Raw genomic sequence first — 26,260 nt, 5'->3', positions numbered from 1 at the left:
CCGAGTGCCGGCCAGCCGGTCAAGGTCAATGTGGTCATTGGCGATCAGAAGATGTGTCGAATGCCGACGTCGTAGCCGGTGGAGGACTGCGCAGTCGGCACGGAACCGTTGATCGGCTTCGTGTAGAAGGCCGGCCCGCCCACCGTGAGGTCGGCGCCGTTCGAGTTGTCGATCCGTGCCACGGTCGCGTACAGGGCTGTGCGCTTCGACAGGTTGTGCACATAGCCGAGGGCGAACTTCTCGGACTTCGGGTCCGGCGAGAGGCCACGCGCCACCTGGTTCAGGGCCGTGACGTTGTTGTACTTCACCTGGGTATAGACGGCCCGGATCAGACCGGGTCCGACCGGCACCGTCGCGCCGATCAGTCCACCGTTGGCGCCCGGGCTGGTGAAGCCGAAGGCGTTGGGCAGCGGCGGGATGCCGGAGAAGTCGGTTTTCAACTTGTTGTGCGAGTACTCGCCGAGCAGCTTGACGACGCCGAAGTCGTACGTGGCGGCGATGTTCCAGATGCCGAGATTGGTCGTTGTGCCCTGGAAGAACTGGTCCCCGATGGTGCTTCGGCCCGCCGCCAAGGCGACATCCAGCGGGCCCTTGGTGTAGCCGAAGCGACCGCCGACATAGCGCCCGGCGCGCTGGCCGTTGGGCAGGTTCGGGGTCAGCGTGCCCGGGTCGTACTTGCTCGCCTCGTTGAAGGCATACATCACCTGGCCGTAGAAGCCCCCCAGGCTCGGTGGCAGGAAGTAGCCCACCGAGTTGGAGGCCCGAAGGTAGTTGGGGTTGCCCTGGAAGCCGTTGGCCACCTGGCCCGGGGAGTTGAAGCCGCTCGCGGTGGCGATCAGGTTGATGCCCACGCCGTTGGAGGTGAACGGATCGGCCACCGCGTCGTTCCAGAACGTGGGCGTGTAGTCCCTGCCGAGGCGGACCTCACCCAGGACGCCTGACAGGCTGACCGTCGAGCGGCGATTGAAGGCAAAACCGCCGCTGGGAGTGACGCCGTTGCCGGTGTCGTTGAGCAATCCGCCCTCGAGCCAGAAACTGGCCGCTGCACCACCCCCGAGATCCTCCGTCCCACGCAAGCCCAGGCGGCTGCTGGCGTAGCCGCCACTGTTCTGTCCTGTGCTGCTGGTCGTGACGCCGACGCCAAGCGGCGTCTCGGCCTTGTTCGAATAACTGCTGACCGTGGCGTCGATGACGCCGAACAGCGTGACGGAGGACTGAGCGGAAGCACCGCCGCCAGTGAGGACGGCGAAGGCAATCAGGGTTCTTTTCATTGGAGTCTCTTTGTTAATCGCCGCGCGTCGCTCAGGCCACCAGCACGGTGGAGCCGATCGTCTTTCGTCCTTCGAGGGCGCGATGCGCTTCGGCCGCATCGGCCAAGTCAAAGCTCTGCCTCGGCTCGCTGACGATCCGCCCGGCGAGCACGTGGTCGAACAGCTCCCGCGCCATGTCGAGCATGTGCTCGCGCGGCTCGATGTAGTGCCTCATCGCCGGGCGCGTGAACCAGATGGAACCCTTGGTCGCCAGCAGTCCCGTGTTGAAGATGACCGGGCCCGATGAAGTGCCGTTGCTGACCATCGTTCCGCGCTGCTGAAGGCTGTCGAGCGAGGCTTCCAGCGTGTCCTTGCCGACCGAGTCGTACACCACCGGCACGCCCTTGCCGTCGGTGATCTCGCGCACGCGCTGGGCGATGTTCTCGCGCGAAGTCACGATGGCGTGCGTGCAGCCGTGGGCCTTGGCGATGGCGGCCTTCTCGTCGGTGCTGACGGTGCCGATCATCGTCACGCCCAGCGCGCGCGCCCATTGGCAGGCGATCAGGCCGACGCCGCCGGCGGCCGCGTGATAGAGGATCGTCTCGCCGCCCTTCAGCGGAAAGACCTGGCGGAACAGGTACTGCGCCGTCATGCCCTTCATGATGAGCGAGGCGGCGGTGCGGTCCGGGATACCGTCGGGCAAGGGGATCAGCACCTTGGCAGGCATCACGCGTGCCTGCGAGTAGGCCCCCGGCGGGCCCACCAGATAGCCCACCCGGTCGCCCACGCGGACGTCGGTCACGCCGGGCCCCACGGCCTCGACCACGCCCACCGCATCGGTGCCGAGGCCACTGGGCAGCGCCTGCGGATAGAAGCCGGTCCGGAAGTAGATGTCGGCAAAGTTGACAGCGATGAAGCTGTGGCGAACGCGTGCCTCGCCGGCTCCGGGTTCGCCGACTTCGACATCCTCGAATTTCAGGACATCGGCGGCCCCGGTTTCATAGAAGCGGATGGCCTTGGTCATGGTGCGTCTCCTGGTGAATGCATGTGGAGATGCGATTCTTGCGGGACGGTCACCAAACCGGAAGCGCGACGTCCGTTATGGCCCATTTCGACAAGTCGATGTCCCCGGCAAGCAAGTGTCGATCGGCGGTGCGTCGGATACTGATGGCGTCGGCAACCCACTGTCCGACACGAGGATGAACTGGAGACAAAAATGAAACTGAAACGAGCTGCGCGCCCTGCCCTGGTGCTGATCGGATGGTCGCTGGCGCTCGGCGCCTGGGCCTTTGGCGACAAGCCCTTGAAGGTGATCGTTCCGGCGCCGGCGGGCGGAACAACGGACATCGCCGCCCGGGTGGTCGGGCAACAGATGTCCGTGGACATCGGCCGACCGGTGATCATCGAAAACCGGCCCGGTGCAAGCGGGTCGATCGGACTCCAAGCCATGCTGCAGGCCGCCCCCGATGGCGACACGATCGTCGTGGGGCCGAACAACTTGCTGGTGGAATCGCCGCAGGTGATGAAGGTACCGTACGACCCGCTGAAAGACATCGTCAGCATCGCCAGGGTGGCCAAGACGAGCTATGTGCTCGTGACGGGTGCAAGCTACCCGGCCAAGGACTTCCAGGGTCTTCTTGCCCATTTGAAGTCGCGCAAAGGCAAATCCAGCTTTGCCAACTACGGCAATGGCACGACCTCGCATTACTCGGGACTGATCTTCAGCGATCAGGCTGACCTGGGCATGCAGAACGTGGGCTATCCCGGATCGCCGCCCGCGCTTCAAGACGTGATCGGCGGCCAGGTCGACATGATGTTCGATGGCATGGCGACTTCCTTGCCGCTGATCAAGGGCGGCAAGCTGCGCGTCTATGCCGTTTCCGGGAAAAGCCGATCCGGGTACTTCCCTGACGTGCCGACCATGACCGAGCTCGGCTTTCCGGAGATCCAGTTCCAGGGACAGATCCGCTTCTACGGCTCCAGCAAACTGCCGGCCGACGTTCTGGCGAAGCTTCAGGCGATCGTCAAGAAGGCAGCGGATGCCCCTGCGGTGCAGAAGAAGCTGTTCGACGTGGGCCTGGAGCCTGACGTCAGCGTCGACACGCCCGCGATGCTCGCTGAAGACAAGGCGCTGTACCAACGCAACGCTGCCATCGTCAAGAAGTTCAACATCCAGCTGAACTGACGCGTCCAGAACCGGAGACCAAGATGAAACTGAAACAACTGGCACGCGCTGCCATGGCGTCGATCGGCTGTTCGCTGGCGCTGTGCGCCTGGGCGTTCGGCGACAAGCCCTTGAAGGTGATCGTGCCCGCACCGCCGGGCGGAACGATGGACGTCGCCGCCCGTGTGGTCGGGCAACAGATGTCCATCGACATGGGCCGACCCGTGATCGTTGAAAACCGCGCCGGCGCCACGGGGTCGATCGGACTCAGCACCATGTTGAAGGCCGAACCCGATGGCAACACCATCGCGATGGGGGCGATCAACTTGCTGGTCGAAGCGCCGCTCGTGATGAAAGTCCCGTACGACCCGCTGAAGGACATCGTGACCATCGCCAGGGTGGCCCAGACGAGCCGTGTGCTGGTGACCGCTGCAAGCTACCCGGCCAAGGACTTCCAGGGTCTTGTTGCCCAATTGAAGACGCGCAAGGGCCAGACCAGTTTCGCCAGCTTCGGTACTGGCACCTCGTCGCACTACGCGGGACTGATCTTCAGTGATCAGGCTGGATTGGGCATGCAGCACGTGGGCTACCCCGGCTCGCCGCCCGCGCTGCAGGACTTGCTGGGCGGCCAGGTCGACATCATGTTCGACAGCTTGCTGACTTCCCTGCCGTTGATCAAGGGCGGCAAGCTTCGCCCCTATGCCGTTGCCGGCAAGAGCCGTTCCCGGTACTTCCCCGACGTGCCGACCATGGCCGAACTCGGCTATCCGGACATCCAGTTCCCGGGACAGGTCAGCTTCTTTGGCTCCAGCAAGCTGCCGCCCGAGGTCCTGGTGAAGCTTCAGGCGGCCGTCAAGAAGGCAGCGGACGCGCCCGCGGTGCAGCAAAAGCTGATCGACCTGGGGCTGGAGCCTGATGTGAGCGTCGACACACCCGCGATGCTCGCCGAAACCAAGTCTCTGTTCCAGCGCAACGCCGCCATCGTCAAGAAATTCGACATCCAGCCGAACTGACCAGCATCACGCAACCTACGGGAGACCGAGCCATGAAGATCAGTCAAATCACGCCCGCCATCGGCGCTCAAGTCACGGACGTCCACCTCGGCGAGGCATCGCGCGACCCTGAACGCTTCGCGCAGATCAAGTCCGCGCTGCTGAAGCACAAGGTGCTTTTCTTCCGCGGCCAGGACATCACTCGCGCCGACCACCAAGCCTTTGCGCGCTGCTTCGGCAAGTTGGAGAGCCACCCGGTGCTCAACAGCGACCCCCAATACCCGGGATTGGCGCTCATCTATCGCAGCGACTCGAGGCACAGCTACGAGAACACGTATCACTCCGACGGCCTGTGGCGCAAGAACCCTTCGATGGGTGCCGTGCTGCGCTGCATCGAATGCCCGCAGATCGGCGGCGACACGATCTGGGTCAACATGGTCCAGGCGTATGAAGAACTGCCGGAGGAGATCAAGCAGAAGATCCTGAAGCTTCGCGCCAAGTCCAGCATCGAGCCTTCGTTCGGTGCCGTCATGTCCCAGGAAGACCGCATCAAGCTGGACCGGGACAACCCGCCGGCGGAGCACCCGGTCGTGCGCACGCATCCGGAAACCGGCGAGAAGGTTCTGTATGTCGGCAGTTTCACCACGCACTTCGTCAACCACAACACGCCGGAGAACATTCGCCACGGCATCGACAAGACACCGGGCGCATCGCTGCTGCTGAACTACCTGCTCAGCCGAGCCAGTATTCCCGAGTACCAGGTGCGCTGGTCCTGGCAGCCTGGGGATGTGGCCGTCTGGGACAACCGCAGCACTCAGCACTATGCAGTGAACGACTACTGGCCCGCACCGCGAAAGATGGAGCGCGCCGCCATCGTCGGCGACGTTCCGTACTGACTTTCCAAGGTCACTCCATCCACTTCGACATTCCCGATATTCACTTTTCAACGCGGAAAGAACACCATGAACTTCCTTGACGGCCACCTGTACCCCGAGAACCAGCAGCCTCTGATCATCACCGCCGCTCCCTATGCACCGGGCTGGATTCCCTCGGACTTCCCGGAAGACATCCCGGTCACGATGGAGGATCAGATCCAGAAGGCCGTGGATTGCTACGAAGCCGGTGCCACCGTGCTGCATCTGCATGTGCGTGAAGCCGATGGCAAGGGCAGCAAGCGCCTGTCCATGTTCAATGAGCTGATCGCCGGGGTGCGCGCCCGCGTGCCGGAAATGATCATTCAAGTGGGAGGCTCCATCAGCTTCGCGCCGGAAGATGATGGCTCGGCCGCCAAGTGGCTCAGCGATGACACGCGACATATGCTGGCCGAGCTCGATCCGAAGCCCGACCAGGTGACTGTCACCGTCAACACGACGCAGATGAATGTGACGGAGCATGCCGGTATAGATGACTTCAAGGGAGTTTCGCGAGGATTTCCACACCTCTATGCGACCTACAAGGACATGATCGTGCCCTCGAATCCCAGCTGGGCCGAAGAGCACATTCGACGCCTGACCGCGGCCGGGATTCAGAGCGAGTTTCAGTGCTACAACATCAACAGCTTTGAAACGATCGAGCGGATGATTCGCCGCGGAATCTACAAGGGGCCGCTGGTGATGAACTGGGTGGCCATCAGCGGCGGCATGGATCAGGCAAACATCTACAACCTGGCCAACTTCCTGCGTGCTGCGCCCGACGGCGCGGTGGTCACGGTGGAAAGCTCGGTGCTGAATGTGCTGCCCGTGAACATGATCGGGATCGCCTTGGGTCTCCACGTGCGGTGCGGCATCGAGGACGTGCTTTGGAACCAGACCCGCACGGGCAAGATGAGCTCCGTCGAGCAGATCAAGCAGTTGGTGCGTATCTCCGGCGAATTTGGCCGCCCCATCGCGACAGCGAAACAGGCACGAGAGATCATGAAGATCGGGGTCTTCTACGACACGACGGAAGAGACGCTTCAGGCCAATGGCTTCGCGCCCAATCGCAACGGTGGCAACCAGGGATTCCTGCGCAAACCGGCCAGCGACCTCGGCTGAAGCCCATCACTTGCCTGCTCCGGATTCTCCCGGAGCCGCCATCACAGCCGCTTGTTTGCTCCATTGCGAGGCGCTGCAGCCGAACAGATTGTGGAACCAGTGACTGAAACTGCTGGGATTGGAGAAGCCTAGCAGTTCAGCCACCTCGCTGAGCGGCAGGTCGCTCTCGCGCAAGTGGCGCTTCACCAGATCCGACCGCACCTGTTCGAGCAAGCCGCTGAATGTGACCCCCTCCGCATCGAGTCGGCGGTGCAGCGTGCGGCGATCGACGCGCAGGTGCCGTGCAATCTCCTGCGCGGTGCAGGTGCCACCAGGCAGCAATGCCAGGATGAGTTGGCGGCAGGTTTCCCGCACACTTTCGCTGCGATCCCTGAGGTCCGCTTCCAGGTATTTGCGCGCGAAGCCCGCCGCCACCGGGTCTCCGGGCTCGCGTGGTCTGGACAAGTCGGTCGCCAGGCAGACCAGGCCGTTGAATTCCTGGTTGAACTTGACGCTGCGTCCGAAGAATGCCCGGTGAGCGGAGACGTCCACAGGCGGGCGATGCGTGAAGCAGACTTCAAGCGGCCGCCAATGCGATCCGATCAAATCGCCCAGCATGCGAAACATGGTGCCCACGGAGAGTTCCACCGACTGTCGCATCTGCAGCCCGGGGCTTGGCAGCAAGTCTTCCCGGATGATGACCAGGCTGCCGGTGTCTTCGACACGGACGATCAGCGAGGCGTTCACCAGCTTGAGGTAGCGGCACAGCGTGTCGAGGGCATCCCTCGGCGTGGGCTCCTCCCTCAGCACCAGGCTGATGGGCCCGAGGGCGGAGAGCTTGCGCTGGGCCGCAAGACGCAGCGCCAGATCTTCCGTCTTGGTGGCACGCGCGGTGATCTCCAGCAACTCGCGCGCGGCATCTCTCGGAATCAGCGTCTCGGGGTCTTCCAGGAACTTGGCCTGCAGCCCCACGGTTCGCATGAACGCATTGGGGTCCCGGCCGAGAGACTGCACCAACTCGACGTAGCCGATCAAGCTGGCGCTGCGCACGAGTCGAGCGATATGTCTCATGGGGTGGGCGCGATTATCGTCCGGTCTCGCCCCCGAAGCGTGTCCCCGGGCGAGGTGGGCTTTCCCTGTTAACGTCGCCACGACCAGGATCACCGTGACCCCCATGACCTCGAACGATCTGGTGTCACCGGTCGCTACCGCCTCGATGGCGCTGGACTGCGCGATCGCTGCAATCTGGGCGTCGCCGATCGAGAGACGCTGTGTCCTGCTCCCAGAGCCTTTCCTGGTCAACGACGTGCTATGGCGCGACGGCGCGACCGCGCGCTATTCGTGCGCCCTTCATCCTCCCTATATCCGCCTTGATCACGGAGCACTCAGCGGAGCGCGCACGATATGACGAAGCGCTAGAGGCCTTCTCGCGGCCGTTGATGGAACGCAACCCGACCCGCGGCTGGAGCTTCAGCCCCGTTGAACGTCCAGCGTCGGCGGCTTGGCTACTTTGCGAGCAGGGAGCTTCAAGACGCTGCTCAGGTTCGCCGCGATGGCTGGGTGAAACGTTGCAAGGATCTTCGTGCCCTCGGCGATCCGGCTTCGCCATCCCTTACCGCGACCCATGATGTCGTCCGCCACCTCCTGAAGTGCGTACGGTGATCGTTCGAGGGCATAGGAAACGATGGATGCGACCTGTCCTGCATCCTTCGCAATTTTCGTGCGGAATGACTCTTCGCGCTCGGCCATCACCACGAGCTTGTGCAGCGCGTAGCGCAATGGCGAAGGAATGTTGACGATGAGCGCGTGCTCGCCGGAGATCACCGCCGTCTGCGTGGTCTTCTCAAGCGAGAACTCCATGAACTTGAGCGGCTGCAGGTTCACGTTCAGCGGTTCATGGCGATAGATTTTGTCGCTGCGGCCCGCAACCGTCAGAAGGTCGATGCGCATGTCGCCGCTCTTCGCATTGAGGTAGGTCGCCCCCTGCCCGGTGGTGATCGAGTTCGCGGGCAGGAGTCCCATCTGGAGCGAGGTGATCGCGTCGTGCACGTTGGCCTCGGCGTTGGTCGGAAGTGCGAGCGACACGTTCTTTCCCGCATGGGCGAAGTCTATATCGTTGGTCTTCCATCCGCCGTTCCACCGGACGCCTAGCATGTTGCCCATCGCGATGAAGGCATGGGTGCCGATGAGCACGCCGCCGGCATTGAAGAAGCCGTGCTCGGCGAGCCGATTGATCACTTTGAAGTGCTGATGCGAAACGTTCATGCATCCAAGCGACGTGCATGCGTGCGCTAGCCTCGCCAAGCCGTCATGGCCACGGGGCTTTCCTTCTGAGCGCAATCGGATCAGCTCGCGAAGCCGCTCGTCGTCGGGGCCGAGGTAGACCTGTTTGGTTTTCCCTTCCAGGTCGCGAAACTGCCAGTACCAGTATTGGATGCCTTTGATTTCCTTCTTGTTGAACGAGCCCGTCAAGTCGGCGATCGAACGGTCGAGCATTCGGGCCTGCGCCTGTTCGACCAACTCCGCAAAGTTGGTCTGCGCTGACATCGATAGGTCGTCGAAGAGGATTGGCTCTGCTGGCCTCATGGTTATACTGCGCCGATTGTTCTATGAAGTATAACAAATTCATCAGAAGTTATACTGCATCTTCTGCTCGGTGCAGTATAAAATGCGCACAACGCTGCGCGCCCTGACATGCGCACTGCGCGCAGCGTTGGTTGGTCCAGGCGGGGGCGTGGGGAAGTGGCGAGGAATTCCCACCCAGACCTCGAACGGCGCCTGTGTACCGATGCCGTGGACGCGCGGCGCAGATAGCAGGCACACCACGCGGGCGACGCGCTCGAGCTTGCCTGCCGCGACCAGTGGGGTGAGCGCCGCCGTAGGCAGACTCTGCCCGACCAGATCCCGCGCGCGAAGCAGTGGCTGTCTTTCTGCGAGGACGCGGACGGCTGGTTCGACCGTGAGGTCGCCGCTGGAATAATGCGTAGGCGCCAGCCCCAGGCAGCCGGCCAGCTCGCGCCGGTTGGCGAAGCGCCGCCAGCCGAACACCTCCTTGACCAACACCCAAGCGCCGTTAGGCCCGATGGCGCGCAACTGCGCCAGTTGCGCCACCAGCGGTTGCCCTCGATGAGCCTTCACAGACCGGCGGCGTCACCTCCGGCATGTCCCTGCTCGCTTCAACGCCGCCGCACCGGATTCGCCCGTGCGCACAGGCATCGATGCGGCGCCAGGCCTTGAACTGATCGAAGCTTCCGTCCGAAGACCAGGCGCAGACGCAATTCAAAAATTCGTGACTCCATGCCAGACATACAGTATAAATCGTTTACACCATTAATTGACATTGATGACAGCTTTCAATACCGCCCCGAATCAGACGGCACCCGACCACGCAGGGGCCCCCTCTGCCCGCGCCGAGATGGCCCTGCAGTCCCCGGAGGGTTTGCCCCCATCCGCCGCTCCTACGGTGAACGCGCCCAAGGCGCCGAGTCGCGCGCCACGCAAGGCGGCAACGCCGACGCCCAACGCCAGGGCCACATCGCCTTCGAAGACAGTGAGGAGGGCGCAAACGAAACGGGCGGCTCCGACAGTCAGCCAGGCTGCGACCTCCAAGAAGGTAGCCAAGCACCCACCCGAGCCGCTACCGAAAGCCCGGCCCACGGCGAAGTCGGACGGCGCTGCCAAGAAGCTCTCGTCCAAGACCGCCGAGAAGTCCATCGGCAGCAAGAAGGCGCCCAAGCCCAAGGAAAAGTTGGTTCGCGACAGCTTCACCATGCCCCAGGAAGACTACGCACTGATCGCCGGACTGAAGCACCGCGCCCTGATGTTCAAGCGACCGACGAAGAAAAGCGAACTTTTGCGCGCCGGCCTGCATGCGCTCCAGGCATTGCCGGCGGCAACCCTTCGCGAGGCCCTCGATTCGCTGACCCCCTTGAAGGTGGGCCGCCCCAAGCGGGGCGCCCCCTAAAGGACCCGAAATGGATTTTCACCGGTGATCGCCTTGGAGGGCCTCGCGTCCGTGACGCCCACGGACCTCCCTGAACTCGAGGAACTGCAAAAGCTCACCGAACTCGGCGCCCCGTGGATGGAGCGGCGCCTGCTTTGCGAGGTCGATGCGGGCGAGCGCCGCTTCCCGGTACACGCCTACCTGCTGGGCAGCAGCCGAAAGGACGCGCCGGCGGTCGGCATCTTCGGCGGCGTCCACGGCCTGGAGCGCATCGGCGCCGAGGTCGCGATCGCCTACCTGCGCAGCATTGTGATGCGCCTGCCCTGGGACGTGTCGCTGCAGCGCATGCTCGAGACGACGCGGCTGGTGTTCGTGCCGTTGGTCAACCCGGGCGGGCTGTGGCTGGGCACGCGCGCCAATCCCCGGGGCGTCGACCTGATGCGCAATGCGCCCGTCGACTCCAGCGAACGGGTGCCCTACCTTGTCGGCGGGCACCGGATCAGCGCCGCCCTGCCCTGGTACCGGGGGGCCAAGGAGGCCCGCATGGAATGCGAGAGCGCGGCCCTGTGCCGCATTGTCGAAGCCGAACTGCTCGACCGGCCGCTCTGCATCTCGGTCGACTGTCATTCCGGCTTCGGCCTGAGCGACCGGGTCTGGTTCCCCTTCGCCCACACCGGGCGCCCGATCGCGCACCTGCCGGAGATCCACGCCTTCACCGAGATCCTCGACCACAGCCTCCCGCACCACCGCTACGTGGTCGAGCCGCAGAGCAAGCAATACCTCACTCATGGCGACCTCTGGGACCATCTCTACCTGGGCGCCGCGGAGCGAACCGGCAGCGTGTTTCTGCCCATGACGCTCGAGATGGGATCGTGGCGCTGGGTGCTCAAGAACCCGCGCCAGTTCCTCTCGCGCAGCGGCATCTTCAACCCGGTGGTCGAACACAGGCGCCAGCGGGTGTTGCGGCGCCATGTCGGCTGGCTCGATTTCATCACGCGCGCGGTGTGCAGCCACGAGGGCTGGATGCCGGCACCGGCGCAGCGCGCGCGGCACCGTGCCGGCGGCCTGGCCCGGTGGTACGGCGCGCGGGCCTGAGCGGTAGCCGATGGAACGCTGGGTCCTGTTGCGCGGCCTCACGCGCGAAAGCGCGCACTGGGGTGTCTTTCCCGAGTTGCTGCAAGCGCAGTTGCCGACCGGCGCGCAAGTGCTCGCCGTCGAGATTCCAGGCAACGGCCGCCTGCGGCAGCTGGCCAGCCCCACGCGCATCGAGGCCGCCACCGAGAGCTGCCGCCAGCAGCTTCAGGCCCTCGGTGTCGCGCCACCCTATCGCCTGCTCGCGATGTCTCTCGGTGCCATGATCGCGGTCGACTGGGCCGACCGGTTTCCGGGCGAACTCGAAGGCTGCGTGCTGGTGAACACCAGCCTGCGCGTCTTCAGCCCCTGGTACCAGCGCCTGCGGCCGGCCAACTACGGCGCCCTGCTGGGCCTGCTGCTGAGCGCCGATGCCCGCCGCCGCGAGCAGGCCGTCCTGCGCCTAACGAGCCGGCAACCGGGCTGCGCCATCGAAGTCATTGATGAATGGACTGCCATTCGCGAAGCGCGGCCGGTCTCCGGCACCAATGCCCTGCGCCAGTTGCTGGCAGCGGCGCGCTACCGCGCGCCAACGCGGGCACCCGCCGTTCCGCTGCTGGTCCTCGTGAGCCAGCGCGATGGGCTGGTCGACGCGCATTGCTCGCGACGCCTTGCCCAGCAATGGAATGCCACGCTCGTCGAGCACCCAACCGCGGGTCACGATCTTCCGCTGGATGACGGGCCTTGGGTCGCGCAGCAGGTCTGCGCCTGGGAGGCAGACACGAATGCCGTCAAGTTCGACTCCCCCGCATTCCCATCGCGGGAACGCTGACCCGCCTCCCTGCTCCCCTCACAGGACAACCGACCTGATCGCGCAGTAGTGACTGGCTGAGCCGCCGATGACGAACAAGTGCCAGGCGCCATGCGCATGGCGCCACCCCCTGCGATTGCGGTAGAACACCGTGCCAAGCGAATAGCACGCCGCGCCTGCCAGGAGCCAGGTCACTGTGACGCGGTCCAACGCTGCAACGAGGGGGACCGCGGCCAGCAYGGCCAGCCATCCCATGCCCAGGTACCTGGACAGCGAAGGCGACGAGCCCTCGCTGACGCGGGCTTCGAGCCCGACCCCGACCAGAGCGACGGTCCAGACCGCGCCCACCATGGCCACGCCCTGCCAGCCTCCAAGCGAAACCAGGCCGAACGGCGTATAGGTGCCGGCAATCATCAGGTAGATGGCGCAATGATCGGCTCGCCGCCAAGTCTCTTTCGCAGGGCCCTGGGACGCATGGTAGAGCGTCGACGCCGCATACAACAGCACCAGGGTCAGGACGAAGATCGCAGCAGCGGCGCCGCGCACCGCATCCCCGGTGCCCGCAGCCTTGATCCAGAGAAAGGCGCCGCCGACGAGCGAGAGTATCAAGCCCAGGAGATGGCTGTAGCCATTGAATCGCTCCCCGTCAATGACGCGAAGGCTTTGGGCGGAAAAACGTGCGTTGTAGACCATCACTGCAAGATCAGATCGTGGTGCGATGACATTGGCATGACGCAAGCAGCATCTGACCGGGACGCAAGTTGTTCAGGGAATCGGTGCACCGCCTGTGGGTCCCGCCCGCTGGGCCGCAGGCCGCAGCTGGACGAGTCGTCAGGATTGGTGCTGCCCATCGTGCAAACGAAGCGCTGACGCAGGTCCTTTCTGTCACGGGTGAGAAAAAGTAAGCCATCCCGTTCGCCTTGGCTTGGAATGTGAGCCTCGACTGCGCAAACCCGTCAGTCCGATGATGCTATCGAAGAGCGGGAAAATGCCACATGTCCTTGCTGTCCGTCAGTCACGCGAATCCCAGCGTTGAGGAGGTGATCGCCTCCTACCGTGCCGCGCACTACTGCATCGAGCCGGCTGGTGCATCTGCCGTGATACTGCGCATCGGTGAGCGGTCGGCCGGGTTGGCTGCGCTATACAGCGAATTGGGTGTGGACAGCTGCGCATTCCTGACCGCTTCGAACCCGTTGGGAGTTGTCTTGCGCGATGCGGACAACGCGGTCGCGATGACTGCGCTGTGCGTTGATGTCCACGCGTTGGGCTTCGCGCTGTTGCCCGGCGTTACCAGAGATGGGGACCCTGCAAGCAGCTGGCCTGGCGAAGAGAGCGTTGCAGTCCTCGGCATCAGTCGAGACGCGGCGCGCGATCTGGGGGATCGCTACCAACAGAACGCCATCGTGTGGGCAGGCTCCGATGCTGTGCCCGAGCTGATCCTCCTTCGATAGCCCGGAGCCCACAGCAACGGCCATCGTGCTTCAGTTCAGTCAGAGCTGGACCTGCTCGTCAGAGGGCGGGCGATCGCCGCACCCAGTGCGCCGGCAACGCCTCCCAGCGCAACGCCTACCACCACACCGACCGCGCCGGCCATCGCGACGCCGATGGCGGCACCCGCGGCCGCACCGGCAATCACGCCGCCACCCACAAGCACCGAATTCGCCTCGCGCTGTGCTTCTTCGGGCTTCAGAGGAAACTGCGCCGCGGGCCTCGGATCCTGCGACGGAATGCCGTACCCGGGACGGGCCTGCTCGACGAGGTCTTCGTCGGCAGGTGCGGGGTTCCACGGCGAGGTGGCAGATGGGTTCATGTGCCTCTCCTAAGGAAGTCAAAGGCGCCCCCCAAGTTCGCTTTGGGGGCTTGTCTATCGGCGATCTCCGTGGACGATGAGCAGGTGACTCGCGGGGCGCGTGTCTTGCGTGTCTTCGACCGGAACGTCGTCTTCGTCTCCATCACCGGGGCCAATGAAGCGACCCGGATCGACCTCCAGGCGAGCATGAAACGCGCTGAGATGAAGCCGCAGGGCGGGCTCGAAGTCGGGCTGGGGCATGGCGAGCGGCATGATGGGTACTCCTGATTGCTTGTGCGAGCAAGGTATGTCGGTTGGCCTGCACCCGGTGTAGGAGCCCGCGCGCGGCGCAGCGACCCGATGGCTGTTTCGATGCGTCAATGGGTCCTACGAAATCACGTTCTTGTCCGTGGTGTCTTACAGCGCTTCACGGGGACATCGTCGTTGTCCGCACGACGATCGACGATCTCGGCATTCCTGCCCCACGGAGCGTGACCCCGTCGCTGACGCTGGAGCCCAAGGAGGTCGAACGGGTGGTTCGATGGCCTTCAAGGCGGCCGCCGGTTCAAGCTTGCGGCGGTTGTCGAGAGGTGCAGGAGGTCCGGCACTGGCCGGGATCGGCCTCATTGGATCGCCCGCGCCGGTGCACTTCGGGCACATCGCAATCGGAGCCAGACGCTGCCCCATGGTGGATTCCCTAGTTCGAAAGTGTTGACGGGAGGATGGGCGCGACAAACAATATACCAAACGAACGATTGTTTTTTTATGTCAGCCCAACGAAAGACCAGCCGCGCCCCACGCTCGGACAACCGATTGCCGGAGCTCCTGGATTCGGCGGCGCGACAGTTCGCCAGCCGCGGCTATGCCGCCACGTCGATGCGGGACATCGCCGTGGCGGCCAGCATGCTTCCCGGCTCGGTGTACTACCACTTCTCCTCCAAGGAAGAGCTGCTGGTCGCGGTCTACAGCGCGGGGGTCAAGGAGCTGGAGATTGCTGCCGCCGAAGCCGTGCAGAAGGAGTCCGACCCGTGGTTGCGACTCGAGGCGCTCTGCCGGGCGCACCTGGAAACGGTGCTTCGAGACAGCGACTACGCCCACGTGCTCATTCGCGTCCTGCCGGACGACATTCCGGGCGCGGCCGAGCGGCTGAGAGAACTTCGCGAGAGCTACGAAGACTCGTTCCGCGACGCAGTCGCGCAGCTTCCGCTCACACCCAGAGCAGACCGACGGGCCCTGCGGCTGATGCTGATCGGCGCGCTGAACTGGGCCGCGCTCTGGTTCAACCCCCAGGGACGCGACTCCCCACGCGTACTGGCAAGGAAATTCGTGGGGCTCATTAAGGAGACGCAAGATGACAGCACGCCCACCTAGGGTGATCGTCACCAAGATCGGGTTCGACGGTCATGACAGGGGCAGCCGCGTGATCGCAGCCTGCTTGCGCGACGCGGGCATGGAGGTGATCTACACCCCGCCGTGGCAGGAGATCGCCACCGTCGTGAAACTCGCGGTCGAGGAAGACGCCGACGTGCTCGGCGTCTCGTCCCTCGCCACGGACCACCTGATCGTCCCCAAGCTGATGACTGCGCTGAGGGAAGCCGGCATGTCCGATGTCCAGGTGATCGTCGGCGGCATCGTCCCCGCCAAGGACGAGGCCATGCTGCTGGAAGCCGGCGTCGCCCGTGTCTTCCATCCGGGAACGGCGCTCGACGATGTGGTGACCGATGTCATCGCACTCACCGCCAAACGTCGCCAGATGCAAGGAGAGTCCGCATGAACGCCACCGTCACGAACATCAAGGAGTCGCCGTCTTCCGAAAGCCATCGGCGCTGGAAGAACGAGTTCGCCCAGGGCGTCCAGGGTGACGCGACGACCTTCAACCGCTCCGGCATCGGCATCAAGCCGCTGTACACGCCGGCGGACTGGTCAGGCCAGGCCTACGAGCCATCGCTCGGCTATCCGGGCCAGTACCCCTTCACCCGGGGCATCTATCCGACGATGTACCGGGGCCGAAGCTGGTCCCAGCGGCAACTCATCGGTCTGGGCGTGCCCGAGGACTACAACCGCCGCGTGAAGGAGATCCTGGACCTTGGCGCCTCCGCCCTCTCCCTGATTCCCTGCAACTCGGTGTTCCGGGGCTACGACGCCGACGAAGTGCCTGCCGAACTTCTGGGCACGTGCGGCACGGTCATCAACCACGTCCAGGACATGGAGACCGCGCTCGACGGCGTCCCGGTCGACCGGCTGTCGACGGCGATGAACGACCCCTCCCCCTTCACCCTGCTGGCCTTCGAACTTGCCGTGGCCAAGCGTCGCGGGGTGCCGTGGACCCGCATCACGGGAACCTCGAACCAGAGCGACTGCATCTCCCACTTCGTCGCCAACCACATGTTCTTCCGCCTCGCGCTGCAAGGCGCGCGCCGGGTCGTGGTGGACCACATCGAGTTCTGCAACAAGCAGGTGCCGGGCTGGAACCCCCTCTCGATCGTCGGGCAGCACATGCAGCAGGCGGGCGCGACCCCCGCGGAAGCCATGGCTTTCACCCTGTGCTCGGGCATCCAGTACGCCGAGGACTGCATCGCCGCCGGGATGGATCCGGATCAGTTCCTCCCTCGCTTCACCTTCTTCTTCGACATCTCGATCAGCCTGTTCGAGGAAGTCGCGAAGTTCAGGGCCGGCCGGCGCGTCTGGGCCCGTCTGTGCAAGGAACGCTTCGGCGCCAAGGACCCGCGCTCCTGGCGTTTCAAGTTCCACGGCCAGACCTCTGGCGTGGACCTGACGCGCCAGCAGCCCCTCAACAACATCGCACGGGTCACGACGCAGGCGATGGCCGGCATCTTTGGCGGCCTGCAGTCGCTCCATACGGACAGCTACGACGAGGTCTTCTCCACGCCGATCGCGGAAGCCGCACGGATCGCGGTCGCCACGCAGAACATCCTGCGCGAAGAGGCCTACCTGACCGATGTGATCGATCCCCTGGGCGGGTCCTACTACGTCGAATCGCTCACCGACGACATGGAGCGCAAGATCGACGGGATCATCGCCATGGTCGACGAAGCCGGCGGGATGTACCAGGCGGTCGAGAAGGGCATCATCCAGCAGATGATCGGCGACTCGGCGCTGGCCTTCCAGAAGAAGATCGATGCGGGCGAGCAGACCATCGTCGGCGTCAACGCCTACCAGATCGAGGAAGACCCGGCGTCGTACCCCACGCTGGAGTATCCGGACCCGGCCCGGATGGCCGGCTACCTGTCGCAACTGGCGGAGTTCAAGAAGACCCGCGCCAACAGCGAGGTCCGCAAGGCCCTGACTGCGCTGGCGCGGTCGACGGAGTCGCGCAAGACCAACGTGTTCGAGCATGTGGTGGCGGCGGCGGAAGTCGGAGCCACGCACGGCGAGATCTGCGGCACGCTGCGCGAGCAGTTGGGCTTCGGCCAGCCGCTCACCCTGGTCTGAGCATGGCGAGCAGCGCATTCATCCAGACGGCATTGGCGGGCGATCGAAGGTCGATCGGACGGGCGATCAGCGCCCTTGAAAATGGCAGCGAGACGGCCTACGCGGTCCGCCAGGCCGTTGCGGGACGCCAGGGCCGGGCCCATGTGATCGGCGTCACGGGCCCGCCGGGCGGCGGCAAGTCGACCCTGGTCTCGGCGCTGATCCGGGGGCTGCGCGAACGCGGCCGGACGGTGGCGGTCGCCGCCGTCGACCCCTCCAGCCCGTTCACTGGCGGCGCGGTTCTGGGTGACCGCATCCGCATGGGCGATCGCCAGTCCGACGCCGGGGTCTTCATCCGCTCACTGGCGTCGCGCGGCCACCTGGGCGGGCTCGCCGTGGCGGCAGGCGACGTCATCGACCTGTTCGATGCAGCCGGCTTCGACGTCGTCATCGTGGAGACCGTGGGCGCCGGGCAGTCCGAGGTGGAGATCACCCGCTACGCGGACACCCGGGTCGTGGTGTGCCCCCCGGGACTCGGCGACGACGTGCAGGCCATCAAGGCTGGCGTGCTGGAAATCGCCGACGTCTTCGTGGTCACCAAGGCCGATCTGCCGGATGCCCGCAAGACCGAGTCCGACCTGCTGGCGATGCTCGCGCTGCGCCGTGGCCAGGCGTCGCCGCCGCCCGTGCGGAAGGTCTCGGCACCGTCCGGCGAAGGCATCGAGGACCTGGTCGAATGGCTGGATAGCCGGACGCAACGAGGTCTCCGGCACGAAGCGGGTGGCGTCAAGAAGGCCTACAGCCAGACCTCGACCTGCATCGCCGCCGACAACCTCGCGCAGTTGCTGGGCATCGAGCTGGTGGCCGCGTCCGTCGGCAGCACCACCGTGCGCATGAAGGTGGAACGCAGGCACATCAACTTCAACGGCAAGTGCCACGGGGGAGCGCTGTTCGCGCTCGGAGACATGGCGCTCGGGCTGGCGTGCAACTCCCACGGCCGGCTGGCCACGCTGGTCGACGGCCAGATGAGCATTTCCACGGCCGTGGATGAAGGCGACTGGCTGGTTGCCCATGCCAGCGAGGTGAGCCGGTCGCGAAAGATCGGCAGCTACCAGGTGCATGTCACCCGGGCGAAGGACAACGCGCACATCGCGCTGATGCACGGAACGGTCTACGTGCTGGACCGGCCCGTCGCGGCCGTTGGCGGAGACAGCCGGTGACGGCCGCCCCTCTCGCTGCGCCGCTTCGCGGGCGCGACCGGAAACGGATCAGGTCGCTCAAGCGGCCGGCCCGCGCGGGGAGCTCGCCGGTCGCGCATCCGGCGCTTCAGGCGCAGAGCCAGTTGATCGTGCTGGAGTTGCTGGAACGAAGCATCCGGTTCGGCCATCGGCGTCTGGCGCTTCAGCGGCTTCGGCACGCGGCGGATCTCGGCGCCCCCCTGCGCGACGACCACTGGCGCTATTGCCAGCAGGTGGCGGAGGCATCGAACGACAAGGACCTCGTCGCCCTCTTCGCCATGGCGCGGCGCCTCGCGAGCTAGGCCTTTCCTCCTTCGTCGCCCCGAAATCGATTGCGTGGAGTCCATGTGCAAACCACTTTTCCCCGTTTGATGTTGCATCAAGCCGCAGCCCGCCCGGACGCGCCGGCGATGCGGGAGAAGGCGTACGGCATCTGGCACATCACCTCCTGGTCGGCCATGGCGACGCTGGTCGAGGCCATCGCCTGCGGGTTGCTCCAGGCCGGCCTGCAGCGCGGCGAGCACCTGGTGGTTATCGGCACCAACCGGCCGCGCCTGTACGCCACGATGCTCGCCGCGCAGTCGCTCGGGGCCATACCGGTGCCGCTGTACCAGGATGCGGTGGCGGCCGAATGCGTCTTCCCCGTCAGCAATGCCGAGGTGCGCTTTTGCGTGGTGGAAGACCAGGAGCAGGTCGACAAGCTGCTTGAGATCCGCGAACAGTGCCCGCGGATCTCCCACATCTGGTTCGACGACCCGCGCGGCCTGCGCAATTACGACCAGCCGGGACTCGCTGCGCTCGATGCGCTCATCGCGGCGGGCGCGGTGCACGCCGGAACCCACCCGGCGCTGTTCCGCCAGCAGGTCGAACAGGGAAGCGCCGACGACGTGGCCGCCATGTTCTTCACCAGCGGCACCACCGGAAACCCCAAAGGGGTGGTTCACACGCACCGCGCCCTGATCGACCGCGCGCGCGCGGGCGCCAGCTTCGACAAGCTGAACGACAAGGACGAGGTGCTGGCCTACCTGCCGCCGGCCTGGATCGGCCAGAACATCTTCTCGTACGCGCAGTGGCTGGTGGTCGGCTACGTCGTCAATTGTCCCGAGAGCGGCAGCACGGTGATGATCGACCTCAAGGAAGTCGGTCCCACCTATTACTTCGCGCCCCCACGGGTGTTCGAGGGCCTGCTCACCAGCGTGATGATCCGGATGGAAGACGCCGGCCTCCTCAAGCGCCGGCTCTTCCACGCCTGCATGGCGCTGGCCCGCCGCGTCGGCCCCGCGCGCCTGGACGGCAAGCCGGTCGGCCTGCGTGACCGCCTGGCGTACCGGTTGAGCGACTGGCTGGTGTACGGCCCGCTGCGCAACAACCTGGGGATGAGCCGCGTGCGCGTGGCCTACACCGCGGGCGAGGCCATCGGCCCGGACCTGTTCAGCTTCTACCGCTCGATCGGCATCAATCTCAAGCAACTCTACGGCTCCACCGAGACCGCCGTGTTCGTCTGCCTGCAGCCCGACCACGAGGCGCGCGCCGACACCGTGGGCGTGCCTTGCGAGGGCGTTGAAATCAGGCTCAGCGACACCGGCGAGATCCTGGTGAAATCGCCCGGCCTGCTCAAGGAGTACTACAAGAATCCCGAGGCCACCGCCGAGGTTCTCAGCGCCGACGGCTGGTACCGCACCAGCGACGCGGGCTTCATCGACGCCAGCGGCCATCTGAAGATCATCGACCGCGTCAAGGACGTCGGCCGCCTCCTGGGCGGCGCCTTCGACGGTGCCATGTTCGCGCCCAAGTACGTCGAGAACAAGCTCAAGTTCTTCTCGCACATCAAGGAGGCGGTGGCCTTCGGCGATGGACGCGAGAAGGTCTGCGTGATGGTCAACATCGACTTCGAGGCGGTGGGCAACTGGGCCGAACGGCGCAACCTGCCCTACGCCGGCTACACCGACCTGGCGGGCAAACCCGAGGCGCACGAACTCATTCGCGCGTGCGTGGAGAAAGTCAATGCGGACCTGTCGCGCGACGCGTTGCTCGCCGGCAGCCAGATCAGCCGCTTCCTCGTGCTGCACAAGGAACTCGACGCCGACGACGGCGAGCTGACCCGCACCAACAAGGTCAGACGCGGGTTCATCGGGGAGAAGTACAGGCTTCTGGTCGATGCGCTGTACGACGGCAAGACCGAGCAGTTCATCGAAACGCAGGTGAAGTTCGAGGACGGCCGCTCCGGCAGCGTGAGCGCCCAGGTCCGGATTCTGGACGTCAAGACGTTCACGCCCATCGGCGCCGCCGCCTGAAGAACAAAGCCGTGACCCAGAAAACCATCGGCGACGTCATCCTTGACGTTCGCAACATCAGCCTGCGGTTCGGCGGCGTCAAGGCCCTGACCGACATCAGCTTCGACGTCCACGAGCACGAGGTGCGCGCCATCATCGGCCCCAACGGCGCCGGCAAGAGCTCGATGCTCAACTGCATCAACGGCGTCTACGCGCCGCAGGAGGGCTCCATTGCCTTCCGCAACCGGACGTTCAAGCACATGAACTCGCGCCAGGTGGCCGAGATGGGCATTGCGCGCACGTTCCAGAACCTGGCGCTGTTCAAGGGCATGAGCGTGATCGACAACATCATGACCGGGCGCAACCTGCGCATCCGCAGCGGCCTGCTCAGCCAGGCGTTCCGGAACCCCTTCGGCATCGGCACGGCCCAGCGCGAGGAAGAGAAACACCGCGCCTTCGTCGAGCGCATCATCGATTTCCTCGAAATCCAGGCGCACCGCAAGACGCCCGTGGGGCAGCTGCCCTACGGCCTGCAGAAGCGCGTCGACCTCGGCCGCGCGCTGGCGATGGAGCCGCAGGTGCTGCTGCTCGACGAGCCGATGGCCGGCATGAACATGGAGGAGAAGCAGGACATGAGCCGCTTCATCCTCGACGTCAACGACGAGTTCGGCACCACCATCGTGCTGATCGAGCACGACATGGGCGTGGTCATGGACATCTCGGACCGCGTGGTGGTGCTGGACTACGGCAGGAAGATCGGCGACGGCACGCCCGATGAGGTGCGCAGCAACGACGACGTCATCAGCGCCTATCTGGGCACTGGCCACTGAGACCCGGCGGAGACACACATGGCATTTTTTCTGGAAGCCCTTTCCGGCGGCCTGATGGCGGGCATGCTGTATTCGCTGGTCGCACTGGGCTTCGTGCTGATCTTCAAGGCCTCGGGCGTCTTCAACTTCGCGCAGGGCGCGATGGTGCTCTTCGCCGCGCTGGCGATGGCCCGCTTCGCCGAGTGGATTCCGAAGTGGCTGGACATCGACAGCCGGCTGCAGGCCAACCTGCTGGCCTTCCTGCTCGCGGGACTGTGCATGTTCGCGGTGGCCTGGGCGGTCGAGCGGCTGGTGCTGCGCCACCTCGTGAACCAGGAGGCCGCGACCCTGCTCATGGCCACGCTGGGCATCTCCTACTTCCTCGAGGGCCTCGGGCAGAGCCTCTTCGGCAGCAACATCTACCAGATCAACATCGGTATGCCCAAGGACCCGATCTTCCTCCTGGAGTCGAGCTTCGAAGGCGGCATCCTCGTCAACAAGGAAGATCTTTACGCCGCGGTGATCGCCGCCGTGCTGGTGGCCGGCCTGTCGCTGTTCTTCCAGAAGACCGGCACCGGCCGCGCGCTGCGCGCCGTGGCCGACGATCACCAGGCCGCGCAGTCCATCGGCATCGCGCTCGATCGCATCTGGGTCATCGTCTGGTGCGTGGCCGGCGTGGTGGCGCTGGTGGCCGGGATGATCTGGGGCTCCAAGCTCGGGGTGCAGTTCTCGCTGTCGACCGTGGCCCTGCGCGCCCTGCCCGTCATCATCCTCGGCGGCCTGACTTCGGTGCCCGGCGCCATCCTCGGCGGCCTGATCGTGGGCGTGGGCGAAAAGCTCTCCGAGGTCTATCTCGGCCCCCTCATCGGCGGCGGCATCGAGATCTGGTTCGCCTATGTGCTGGCCCTCGTGTTCCTGCTGTTCCGTCCCCAGGGCCTGTTCGGCGAAAAGATGATCGACCGCGTCTGAAGCGCGTTCGACGACGCGCGCCGCGCGTGCATCCCGGCTCACTGCCCAGAAGACTGTTCGAGACCAACGATGTTCTACAGAGAAAACGGCCAGCTCAAGACCTCCTACCGGGCCGACCAGCAGATCCTTCCCATCGCGCAGGACCGCTGGGCCATGGGGGTCCTGCTCGCGATGGCATGCCTGGTCGTTCCGGCCATTGCGAGCGACTACGCCCTGATCGCCATCGCGGTCCCCTTCCTCATCATGTCGCTCGCCGCGCTCGGCGTGAACATCCTCGTCGGCTACTGCGGGCAGATCTCGCTGGGCTCGGGTGCCTTCATGGCCATGGGTGGGTACGGTGCGTACAACTTCCTGGTCCGGATCCCCGACATGCCGCTCATTCCCGCGCTGCTGCTCGGCGGCCTGTGCGCGACCGTGTACGGCGTGCTGTTCGGCCTGCCCAGCCTGCGCGTCAAGGGCCTGTACCTGGCCGTGGCCACGCTGGCCGCGCAGTTCTTCAGCGACTGGATGTTCCTTCGGATCAAGTGGCTGACCAACCACTCGTCGTCCGGTTCGGTCTCCGTCTCCGGGCTCCAGATCGCGGGCTGGTCCATCGGCTCGCCGGTCGAGAAGTACCTGCTGTGCCTGGGGTTCGTCCTGGTCTTCTCCCTGCTCGCCAAGAACCTGGTGCGAAGCGCGATCGGCCGGGAGTGGATGGCCATCCGCGACATGGACGTGGCCGCGGCGGTGATCGGCATCCGTCCCATGTACGCCAAGCTCACGGCCTTCGCGGTCAGCTCTTTCATCATCGGCATCGCCGGTGGCCTGTGGGCCTTCGTGCACCTCGGCGCCTGGGAGCCGGCGGCCTTCTCCGTGGAGCTCTCCTTCCGCCTTCTCTTCATGGTCATCATCGGCGGCCTGGGCTCCATCATGGGCAGCTTCTTCGGCGCTGCCTTCATCGTCCTCCTCCCCATCTTCCTGAGCCAGGCGCTGCCGGCCCTGGGTGCCCTCTTCGGGGCCCACGTGTCCGCGGCAGCCATCTCCCACGCCGAGTCCATGGTGTTCGGCGGGCTCATTGTCTGGTTCCTGATCGTCGAGCCCCACGGGCTGAGCAAGCTCTGGATGCTGGGCAAGCAAAAGCTGAGGGTATGGCCGTTCCCTCATTGACTGGCGGGTGAAGAGAGATCGATTTCGGCCGAACAAGTGCAAACAACAGGAGACACGATGAAAAAGACAATGGCAATCGCCGCCACCGTGCTGGCCGCGGTGATGTCGGCAGCTTCGGCGCCGGCAGTGGCACAGGACAAGCAGCAGTTCTTCCCGCTGCTGACATTCCGGACCGGCCCCTACGCCCCCAGCGGAACGCCGTGGGCCAACGGCTTCGTCGACTACTTCAAGCTGGTCAACCTGAAGGGCGGCATCAACGGGGTCCGAGTCGCCTGGGAGGAGTGCGAGACCGGCTATGCGACCGACCGCGGCGTGGAATGCTATGAGCGCCTGAAAGCAAAGAACGGCGGCGCCACGGTGTTCCAGACCATGTCGACCGGCATCACTTTCGCGCTCACCGAACGCGGCGCGGCCGACCGGATCCCGATCCTGACCCCCGCCTACGGCCTGAGCGAAAGTGCCGACGGCGAGGTGTTCAAGTGGAGCTTCCCCATCGGCGGCACGCACTGGGCATCTGCCGACACGCAGATCCAGTATGTCGCGCAGAAAGCCGGGGGCCTCGACAAGCTCAAGGGCAAGAAGGTCACCCTGCTCTATCACGACAGCCCCTTCGGCAAGGAGGCGGTCCCGGTCGTCACCGCCCGGGCGCAGATGCACGGCTTCGAACTGACTTCCATTCCGGTGCCATCGCCCGGGGTCGACCAGAAAGCCGCCTGGCTTCAGATTCGCCAGAGCCGGCCGGACTATGTGCTGCTCTGGGGCTGGGGCGTGATGAATTCCACGGCGCTCAAGGAGGCCCAGTCGACCGGCTACCCACGCAACCGATTGGTGGGGGTCTGGCCATCGGGCTCGGACTCGGACGTGAAGGGCGTCGCGGGCGCGGAAGGCTACAGCGCCGTCCTGATCCTGCCCGGGCCGGGTTTCGACTCCAGGATTGCGAAGGAAGTCCTGGAGAAGCTGCACGGCAAGGGAAATGGGTCGGGGCCGAAGGAAGAAGTGGGCGAGGCGCTCTACATGCGCGGCCTGATGAACGCGATGGTCGCGGTCGAGGGCGTTCGCCGGGCCCAGGAGAAGTTCGGCAAGGGCCAGGTGATGACGCCGGCGCAGGCACGCTGGGGCTACGAGAACCTGAAACTCGACGAGAAGCAGCTTGCAGAACTGGGCATCGCCGACGTGATGCGCCCCATCGCCACGACCTGCAAGGACCACATGGGGCCGTCCGCGGCGCGTGCCTACACCTGGAACGGGACCCGGTGGGATGTCAGCTCGGAGTGGCTCCATGCGGACCCGAGCGTGCTGGGGCCGCTGCTCAAGACGGCTGCGGACAAGTACGTCAGCGACAAGAAACTGGCCCCCCGAACCCCCGACGACTGCAATTCATAGGCAGCTTCGCGAAGCCGGCGCAGGCAGGCCGGCCACGGCCCCTGCCTGCTCTTCGGGATCCCATTCAATGAAAAGCATCGTTCTGAATGTCAATGGCATCGAGGTCATCTACAACCACGTCATCCTGGTGCTCAAGGGCGTCTCCCTGACAGTGGCCGAAGGCCAGATCGCAGCCCTCCTGGGCGGCAACGGCGCGGGCAAGACCACCACGCTGCGCGCCATTTCCAACCTGCTTCAGGGCGAGCGCGGCGAGGTCACGAAGGGCAGCATCGCGCTGCGCGGCGATCGGATCGAGAACCTGTCCCCGGCCGAGCTGGTGCGCCGCGGCGTGGTGCAGGTGATGGAGGGCCGTCACTGCTTCGCCCATCTCACCATCGAGGAAAACCTGATGACCGGCTCGTACACGCGAACCGACAAGGCAGAGATCGCGCGGAACCTGGAGAAGGTCTACAGCTACTTCCCGCGCCTGAAGACGCGGCGCAGCTCGCAGGCCGCCTACACCTCCGGCGGCGAGCAGCAGATGTGCGCCATCGGCCGTGCGCTGATGGCGAACCCCAGCGTCGTGCTGCTCGACGAACCGTCGATGGGACTCGCACCCCAGATCGTCGAGGAGGTCTTCGAGATCGTGAAAGACCTGAACCAGAAAGAGCAGGTCACCTTCCTCGTCGCCGAGCAGAACACCCACATGGCGCTCAAGTACGCCGACTACGGCTACATCATGGAAAGCGGCCGGATCGTCATGGACGGCAGCGCCGCGATCCTGCGCAACAACGAGGACGTCAAGGAGTTCTACCTGGGCATGGGTGGCGGCGAGCGCAAGAGCTTTCGCGACATGAAGTCCTACAAGCGGCGCAAGCGGTGGCTCGCCTGACCCTGCCGTCGCACTTTTCCTGTACCCACCAACATCAACAGAGAACTTTAGATGTACTTGCCCCTATGTATCTAAAGGTTTCATACTTTGAGATAAGCATCATAGAG

The 26,260-nt window shown here is 65.0% G+C and carries 28 protein-coding genes; 21 read left to right on the top strand and 7 right to left on the bottom strand.

Annotation, left to right across the window (positions count from 1 at the left end; genetic code table 11):
• Window positions 1-44 precede the first annotated feature (44 nt).
• Both AC1D2O_RS04995 and AC1D2O_RS04990 read right to left on the bottom strand, forming a co-directional pair.
• On the bottom strand, window positions 45-1,271 hold the full coding sequence (locus AC1D2O_RS04995) for a porin (RefSeq protein WP_478156360.1): 1,227 nt from the start codon (window positions 1,269-1,271) through the stop codon (window positions 45-47).
• A 31-nt stretch (window positions 1,272-1,302) separates the two neighbouring features.
• A complete protein-coding gene (locus AC1D2O_RS04990; RefSeq protein ID WP_478094107.1) occupies window positions 1,303-2,274 on the bottom strand; it encodes a quinone oxidoreductase family protein in 972 nt (323 codons plus the stop codon).
• A 285-nt stretch (window positions 2,275-2,559) separates the two neighbouring features.
• Here AC1D2O_RS04990 and AC1D2O_RS04985 point away from each other — a divergent pair, with 285 nt between their 5' ends.
• From AC1D2O_RS04985 to AC1D2O_RS04970, 4 genes are all read left to right on the top strand, one after another.
• Window positions 2,560-3,435, top strand: coding sequence for a Bug family tripartite tricarboxylate transporter substrate binding protein (locus AC1D2O_RS04985; RefSeq protein WP_478094110.1), 876 nt, complete (start codon window positions 2,560-2,562; stop codon window positions 3,433-3,435).
• Between the two features lie 23 nt (window positions 3,436-3,458).
• Window positions 3,459-4,427, top strand: a complete 969-nt coding sequence (locus AC1D2O_RS04980) for a Bug family tripartite tricarboxylate transporter substrate binding protein (RefSeq protein ID WP_478094109.1) — start codon at window positions 3,459-3,461, stop codon at window positions 4,425-4,427.
• A gap of 32 nt (window positions 4,428-4,459) precedes the next feature.
• Window positions 4,460-5,302, top strand: a complete 843-nt coding sequence (locus AC1D2O_RS04975) for a TauD/TfdA dioxygenase family protein (RefSeq protein WP_478156358.1) — start codon at window positions 4,460-4,462, stop codon at window positions 5,300-5,302.
• A gap of 66 nt (window positions 5,303-5,368) precedes the next feature.
• Complete coding sequence (locus tag AC1D2O_RS04970) at window positions 5,369-6,439, top strand: beta-keto acid cleavage family enzyme (RefSeq protein ID WP_478089885.1); 1,071 nt, start codon at window positions 5,369-5,371, stop codon at window positions 6,437-6,439.
• A 6-nt stretch (window positions 6,440-6,445) separates the two neighbouring features.
• Here AC1D2O_RS04970 and AC1D2O_RS04965 read toward each other — a convergent pair whose 3' ends face one another.
• Window positions 6,446-7,489 carry an AraC family transcriptional regulator gene (locus tag AC1D2O_RS04965; RefSeq protein ID WP_478089886.1) on the bottom strand — a complete coding sequence of 348 codons (1,044 nt, stop codon included), beginning with the start codon at window positions 7,487-7,489 and terminating at the stop codon, window positions 6,446-6,448.
• A gap of 103 nt (window positions 7,490-7,592) precedes the next feature.
• Here AC1D2O_RS04965 and AC1D2O_RS04960 point away from each other — a divergent pair, with 103 nt between their 5' ends.
• Complete coding sequence (locus AC1D2O_RS04960) at window positions 7,593-7,826, top strand: hypothetical protein (RefSeq protein WP_478089887.1); 234 nt, start codon at window positions 7,593-7,595, stop codon at window positions 7,824-7,826.
• 62 nt (window positions 7,827-7,888) lie between these two features.
• On the opposite strand, the gene AC1D2O_RS04955 is transcribed toward AC1D2O_RS04960, so the two are convergent.
• A complete protein-coding gene (locus AC1D2O_RS04955) occupies window positions 7,889-8,965 on the bottom strand; it encodes a GSU2403 family nucleotidyltransferase fold protein (protein WP_478089888.1) in 1,077 nt (358 codons plus the stop codon).
• An 81-nt stretch (window positions 8,966-9,046) separates the two neighbouring features.
• The gene (locus AC1D2O_RS04950) at window positions 9,047-9,529 is read right to left on the bottom strand and encodes a transposase (RefSeq protein WP_478089889.1); all 483 of its coding nucleotides are present in this window, start codon (window positions 9,527-9,529) and stop codon (window positions 9,047-9,049) included.
• Between the two features lie 352 nt (window positions 9,530-9,881).
• Here AC1D2O_RS04950 and AC1D2O_RS04945 point away from each other — a divergent pair, with 352 nt between their 5' ends.
• Genes AC1D2O_RS04945 through AC1D2O_RS04935 form a run of 3 tightly spaced genes read left to right on the top strand, consistent with a single transcriptional unit; the run spans window position 9,882 to window position 12,264 of the window.
• A complete protein-coding gene (locus AC1D2O_RS04945) occupies window positions 9,882-10,382 on the top strand; it encodes a hypothetical protein (RefSeq protein WP_478156356.1) in 501 nt (166 codons plus the stop codon).
• A 24-nt stretch (window positions 10,383-10,406) separates the two neighbouring features.
• On the top strand, window positions 10,407-11,456 hold the full coding sequence (locus AC1D2O_RS04940) for a M14 family zinc carboxypeptidase (RefSeq protein WP_478089891.1): 1,050 nt from the start codon (window positions 10,407-10,409) through the stop codon (window positions 11,454-11,456).
• Between the two features lie 10 nt (window positions 11,457-11,466).
• Window positions 11,467-12,264, top strand: coding sequence for an alpha/beta fold hydrolase (locus AC1D2O_RS04935; RefSeq protein WP_478089892.1), 798 nt, complete (start codon window positions 11,467-11,469; stop codon window positions 12,262-12,264).
• 18 nt (window positions 12,265-12,282) lie between these two features.
• Here AC1D2O_RS04935 and trhA read toward each other — a convergent pair whose 3' ends face one another.
• A complete protein-coding gene (trhA, locus tag AC1D2O_RS04930) occupies window positions 12,283-12,936 on the bottom strand; it encodes a PAQR family membrane homeostasis protein TrhA (protein WP_478156354.1) in 654 nt (217 codons plus the stop codon).
• 302 nt (window positions 12,937-13,238) lie between these two features.
• Here trhA and AC1D2O_RS04925 point away from each other — a divergent pair, with 302 nt between their 5' ends.
• On the top strand, window positions 13,239-13,694 hold the full coding sequence (locus AC1D2O_RS04925; RefSeq protein WP_478089894.1) for a DUF3293 domain-containing protein: 456 nt from the start codon (window positions 13,239-13,241) through the stop codon (window positions 13,692-13,694).
• 35 nt (window positions 13,695-13,729) lie between these two features.
• On the opposite strand, the gene AC1D2O_RS04920 is transcribed toward AC1D2O_RS04925, so the two are convergent.
• Complete coding sequence (locus AC1D2O_RS04920) at window positions 13,730-14,053, bottom strand: hypothetical protein (RefSeq protein ID WP_478089895.1); 324 nt, start codon at window positions 14,051-14,053, stop codon at window positions 13,730-13,732.
• 69 nt (window positions 14,054-14,122) lie between these two features.
• Between AC1D2O_RS04920 and AC1D2O_RS04915 the strand changes: the two genes are divergently transcribed.
• The 12 genes from AC1D2O_RS04915 to AC1D2O_RS04860 all read left to right on the top strand — a co-directional run bounded on the left by AC1D2O_RS04915 (window position 14,123) and on the right by AC1D2O_RS04860 (window position 26,153).
• Window positions 14,123-14,320, top strand: coding sequence for a hypothetical protein (locus AC1D2O_RS04915; RefSeq protein ID WP_478089896.1), 198 nt, complete (start codon window positions 14,123-14,125; stop codon window positions 14,318-14,320).
• Window positions 14,321-14,845: 525 nt separating this feature from the next.
• Window positions 14,846-15,403: a TetR/AcrR family transcriptional regulator gene (locus AC1D2O_RS04910; RefSeq protein WP_478089897.1), complete on the top strand. Its 558-nt coding sequence runs from the start codon at window positions 14,846-14,848 to the stop codon at window positions 15,401-15,403.
• Window positions 15,384-15,806 carry a cobalamin B12-binding domain-containing protein gene (locus AC1D2O_RS04905; RefSeq protein WP_478089898.1) on the top strand — a complete coding sequence of 141 codons (423 nt, stop codon included), beginning with the start codon at window positions 15,384-15,386 and terminating at the stop codon, window positions 15,804-15,806. The genes AC1D2O_RS04910 and AC1D2O_RS04905 overlap by 20 nt, the downstream gene beginning before the upstream one ends.
• Window positions 15,803-17,485: an acyl-CoA mutase large subunit family protein gene (locus AC1D2O_RS04900; protein ID WP_478089899.1), complete on the top strand. Its 1,683-nt coding sequence runs from the start codon at window positions 15,803-15,805 to the stop codon at window positions 17,483-17,485. Before AC1D2O_RS04905 ends, AC1D2O_RS04900 begins: the two co-directional genes overlap by 4 nt.
• 2 nt (window positions 17,486-17,487) lie before the next feature.
• Window positions 17,488-18,684, top strand: a complete 1,197-nt coding sequence (gene meaB / locus AC1D2O_RS04895) for a methylmalonyl Co-A mutase-associated GTPase MeaB (protein WP_478156352.1) — start codon at window positions 17,488-17,490, stop codon at window positions 18,682-18,684.
• Complete coding sequence (locus tag AC1D2O_RS04890) at window positions 18,681-19,004, top strand: hypothetical protein (RefSeq protein WP_478093202.1); 324 nt, start codon at window positions 18,681-18,683, stop codon at window positions 19,002-19,004. Before meaB ends, AC1D2O_RS04890 begins: the two co-directional genes overlap by 4 nt.
• 45 nt (window positions 19,005-19,049) lie before the next feature.
• Window positions 19,050-20,996 carry an AMP-dependent synthetase/ligase gene (locus AC1D2O_RS04885; protein ID WP_478093204.1) on the top strand — a complete coding sequence of 649 codons (1,947 nt, stop codon included), beginning with the start codon at window positions 19,050-19,052 and terminating at the stop codon, window positions 20,994-20,996.
• An 11-nt stretch (window positions 20,997-21,007) separates the two neighbouring features.
• Window positions 21,008-21,805, top strand: coding sequence for an ABC transporter ATP-binding protein (locus AC1D2O_RS04880; protein WP_478093205.1), 798 nt, complete (start codon window positions 21,008-21,010; stop codon window positions 21,803-21,805).
• Between the two features lie 18 nt (window positions 21,806-21,823).
• Window positions 21,824-22,753 (top strand): branched-chain amino acid ABC transporter permease, encoded by a 930-nt coding sequence (locus tag AC1D2O_RS04875; protein WP_478156350.1) that lies wholly within the window; start codon window positions 21,824-21,826, stop codon window positions 22,751-22,753.
• 69 nt (window positions 22,754-22,822) lie between these two features.
• Window positions 22,823-23,899 (top strand): branched-chain amino acid ABC transporter permease, encoded by a 1,077-nt coding sequence (locus tag AC1D2O_RS04870; protein ID WP_478156348.1) that lies wholly within the window; start codon window positions 22,823-22,825, stop codon window positions 23,897-23,899.
• Window positions 23,900-23,956: 57 nt separating this feature from the next.
• Window positions 23,957-25,282, top strand: coding sequence for an ABC transporter substrate-binding protein (locus AC1D2O_RS04865; RefSeq protein WP_478086622.1), 1,326 nt, complete (start codon window positions 23,957-23,959; stop codon window positions 25,280-25,282).
• A 67-nt stretch (window positions 25,283-25,349) separates the two neighbouring features.
• Window positions 25,350-26,153 (top strand): ABC transporter ATP-binding protein, encoded by an 804-nt coding sequence (locus tag AC1D2O_RS04860; protein WP_478086621.1) that lies wholly within the window; start codon window positions 25,350-25,352, stop codon window positions 26,151-26,153.
• The last annotated feature ends 107 nt before the right edge of the window (window positions 26,154-26,260 follow it).

The sequence above is a fragment of the Variovorax sp. P1_G12 genome, assembly GCF_056405555.1.
The sequence above is the reverse complement of the archived record's forward strand: the minus strand, read 5'-3'. Positions and strand labels throughout refer to the sequence as shown.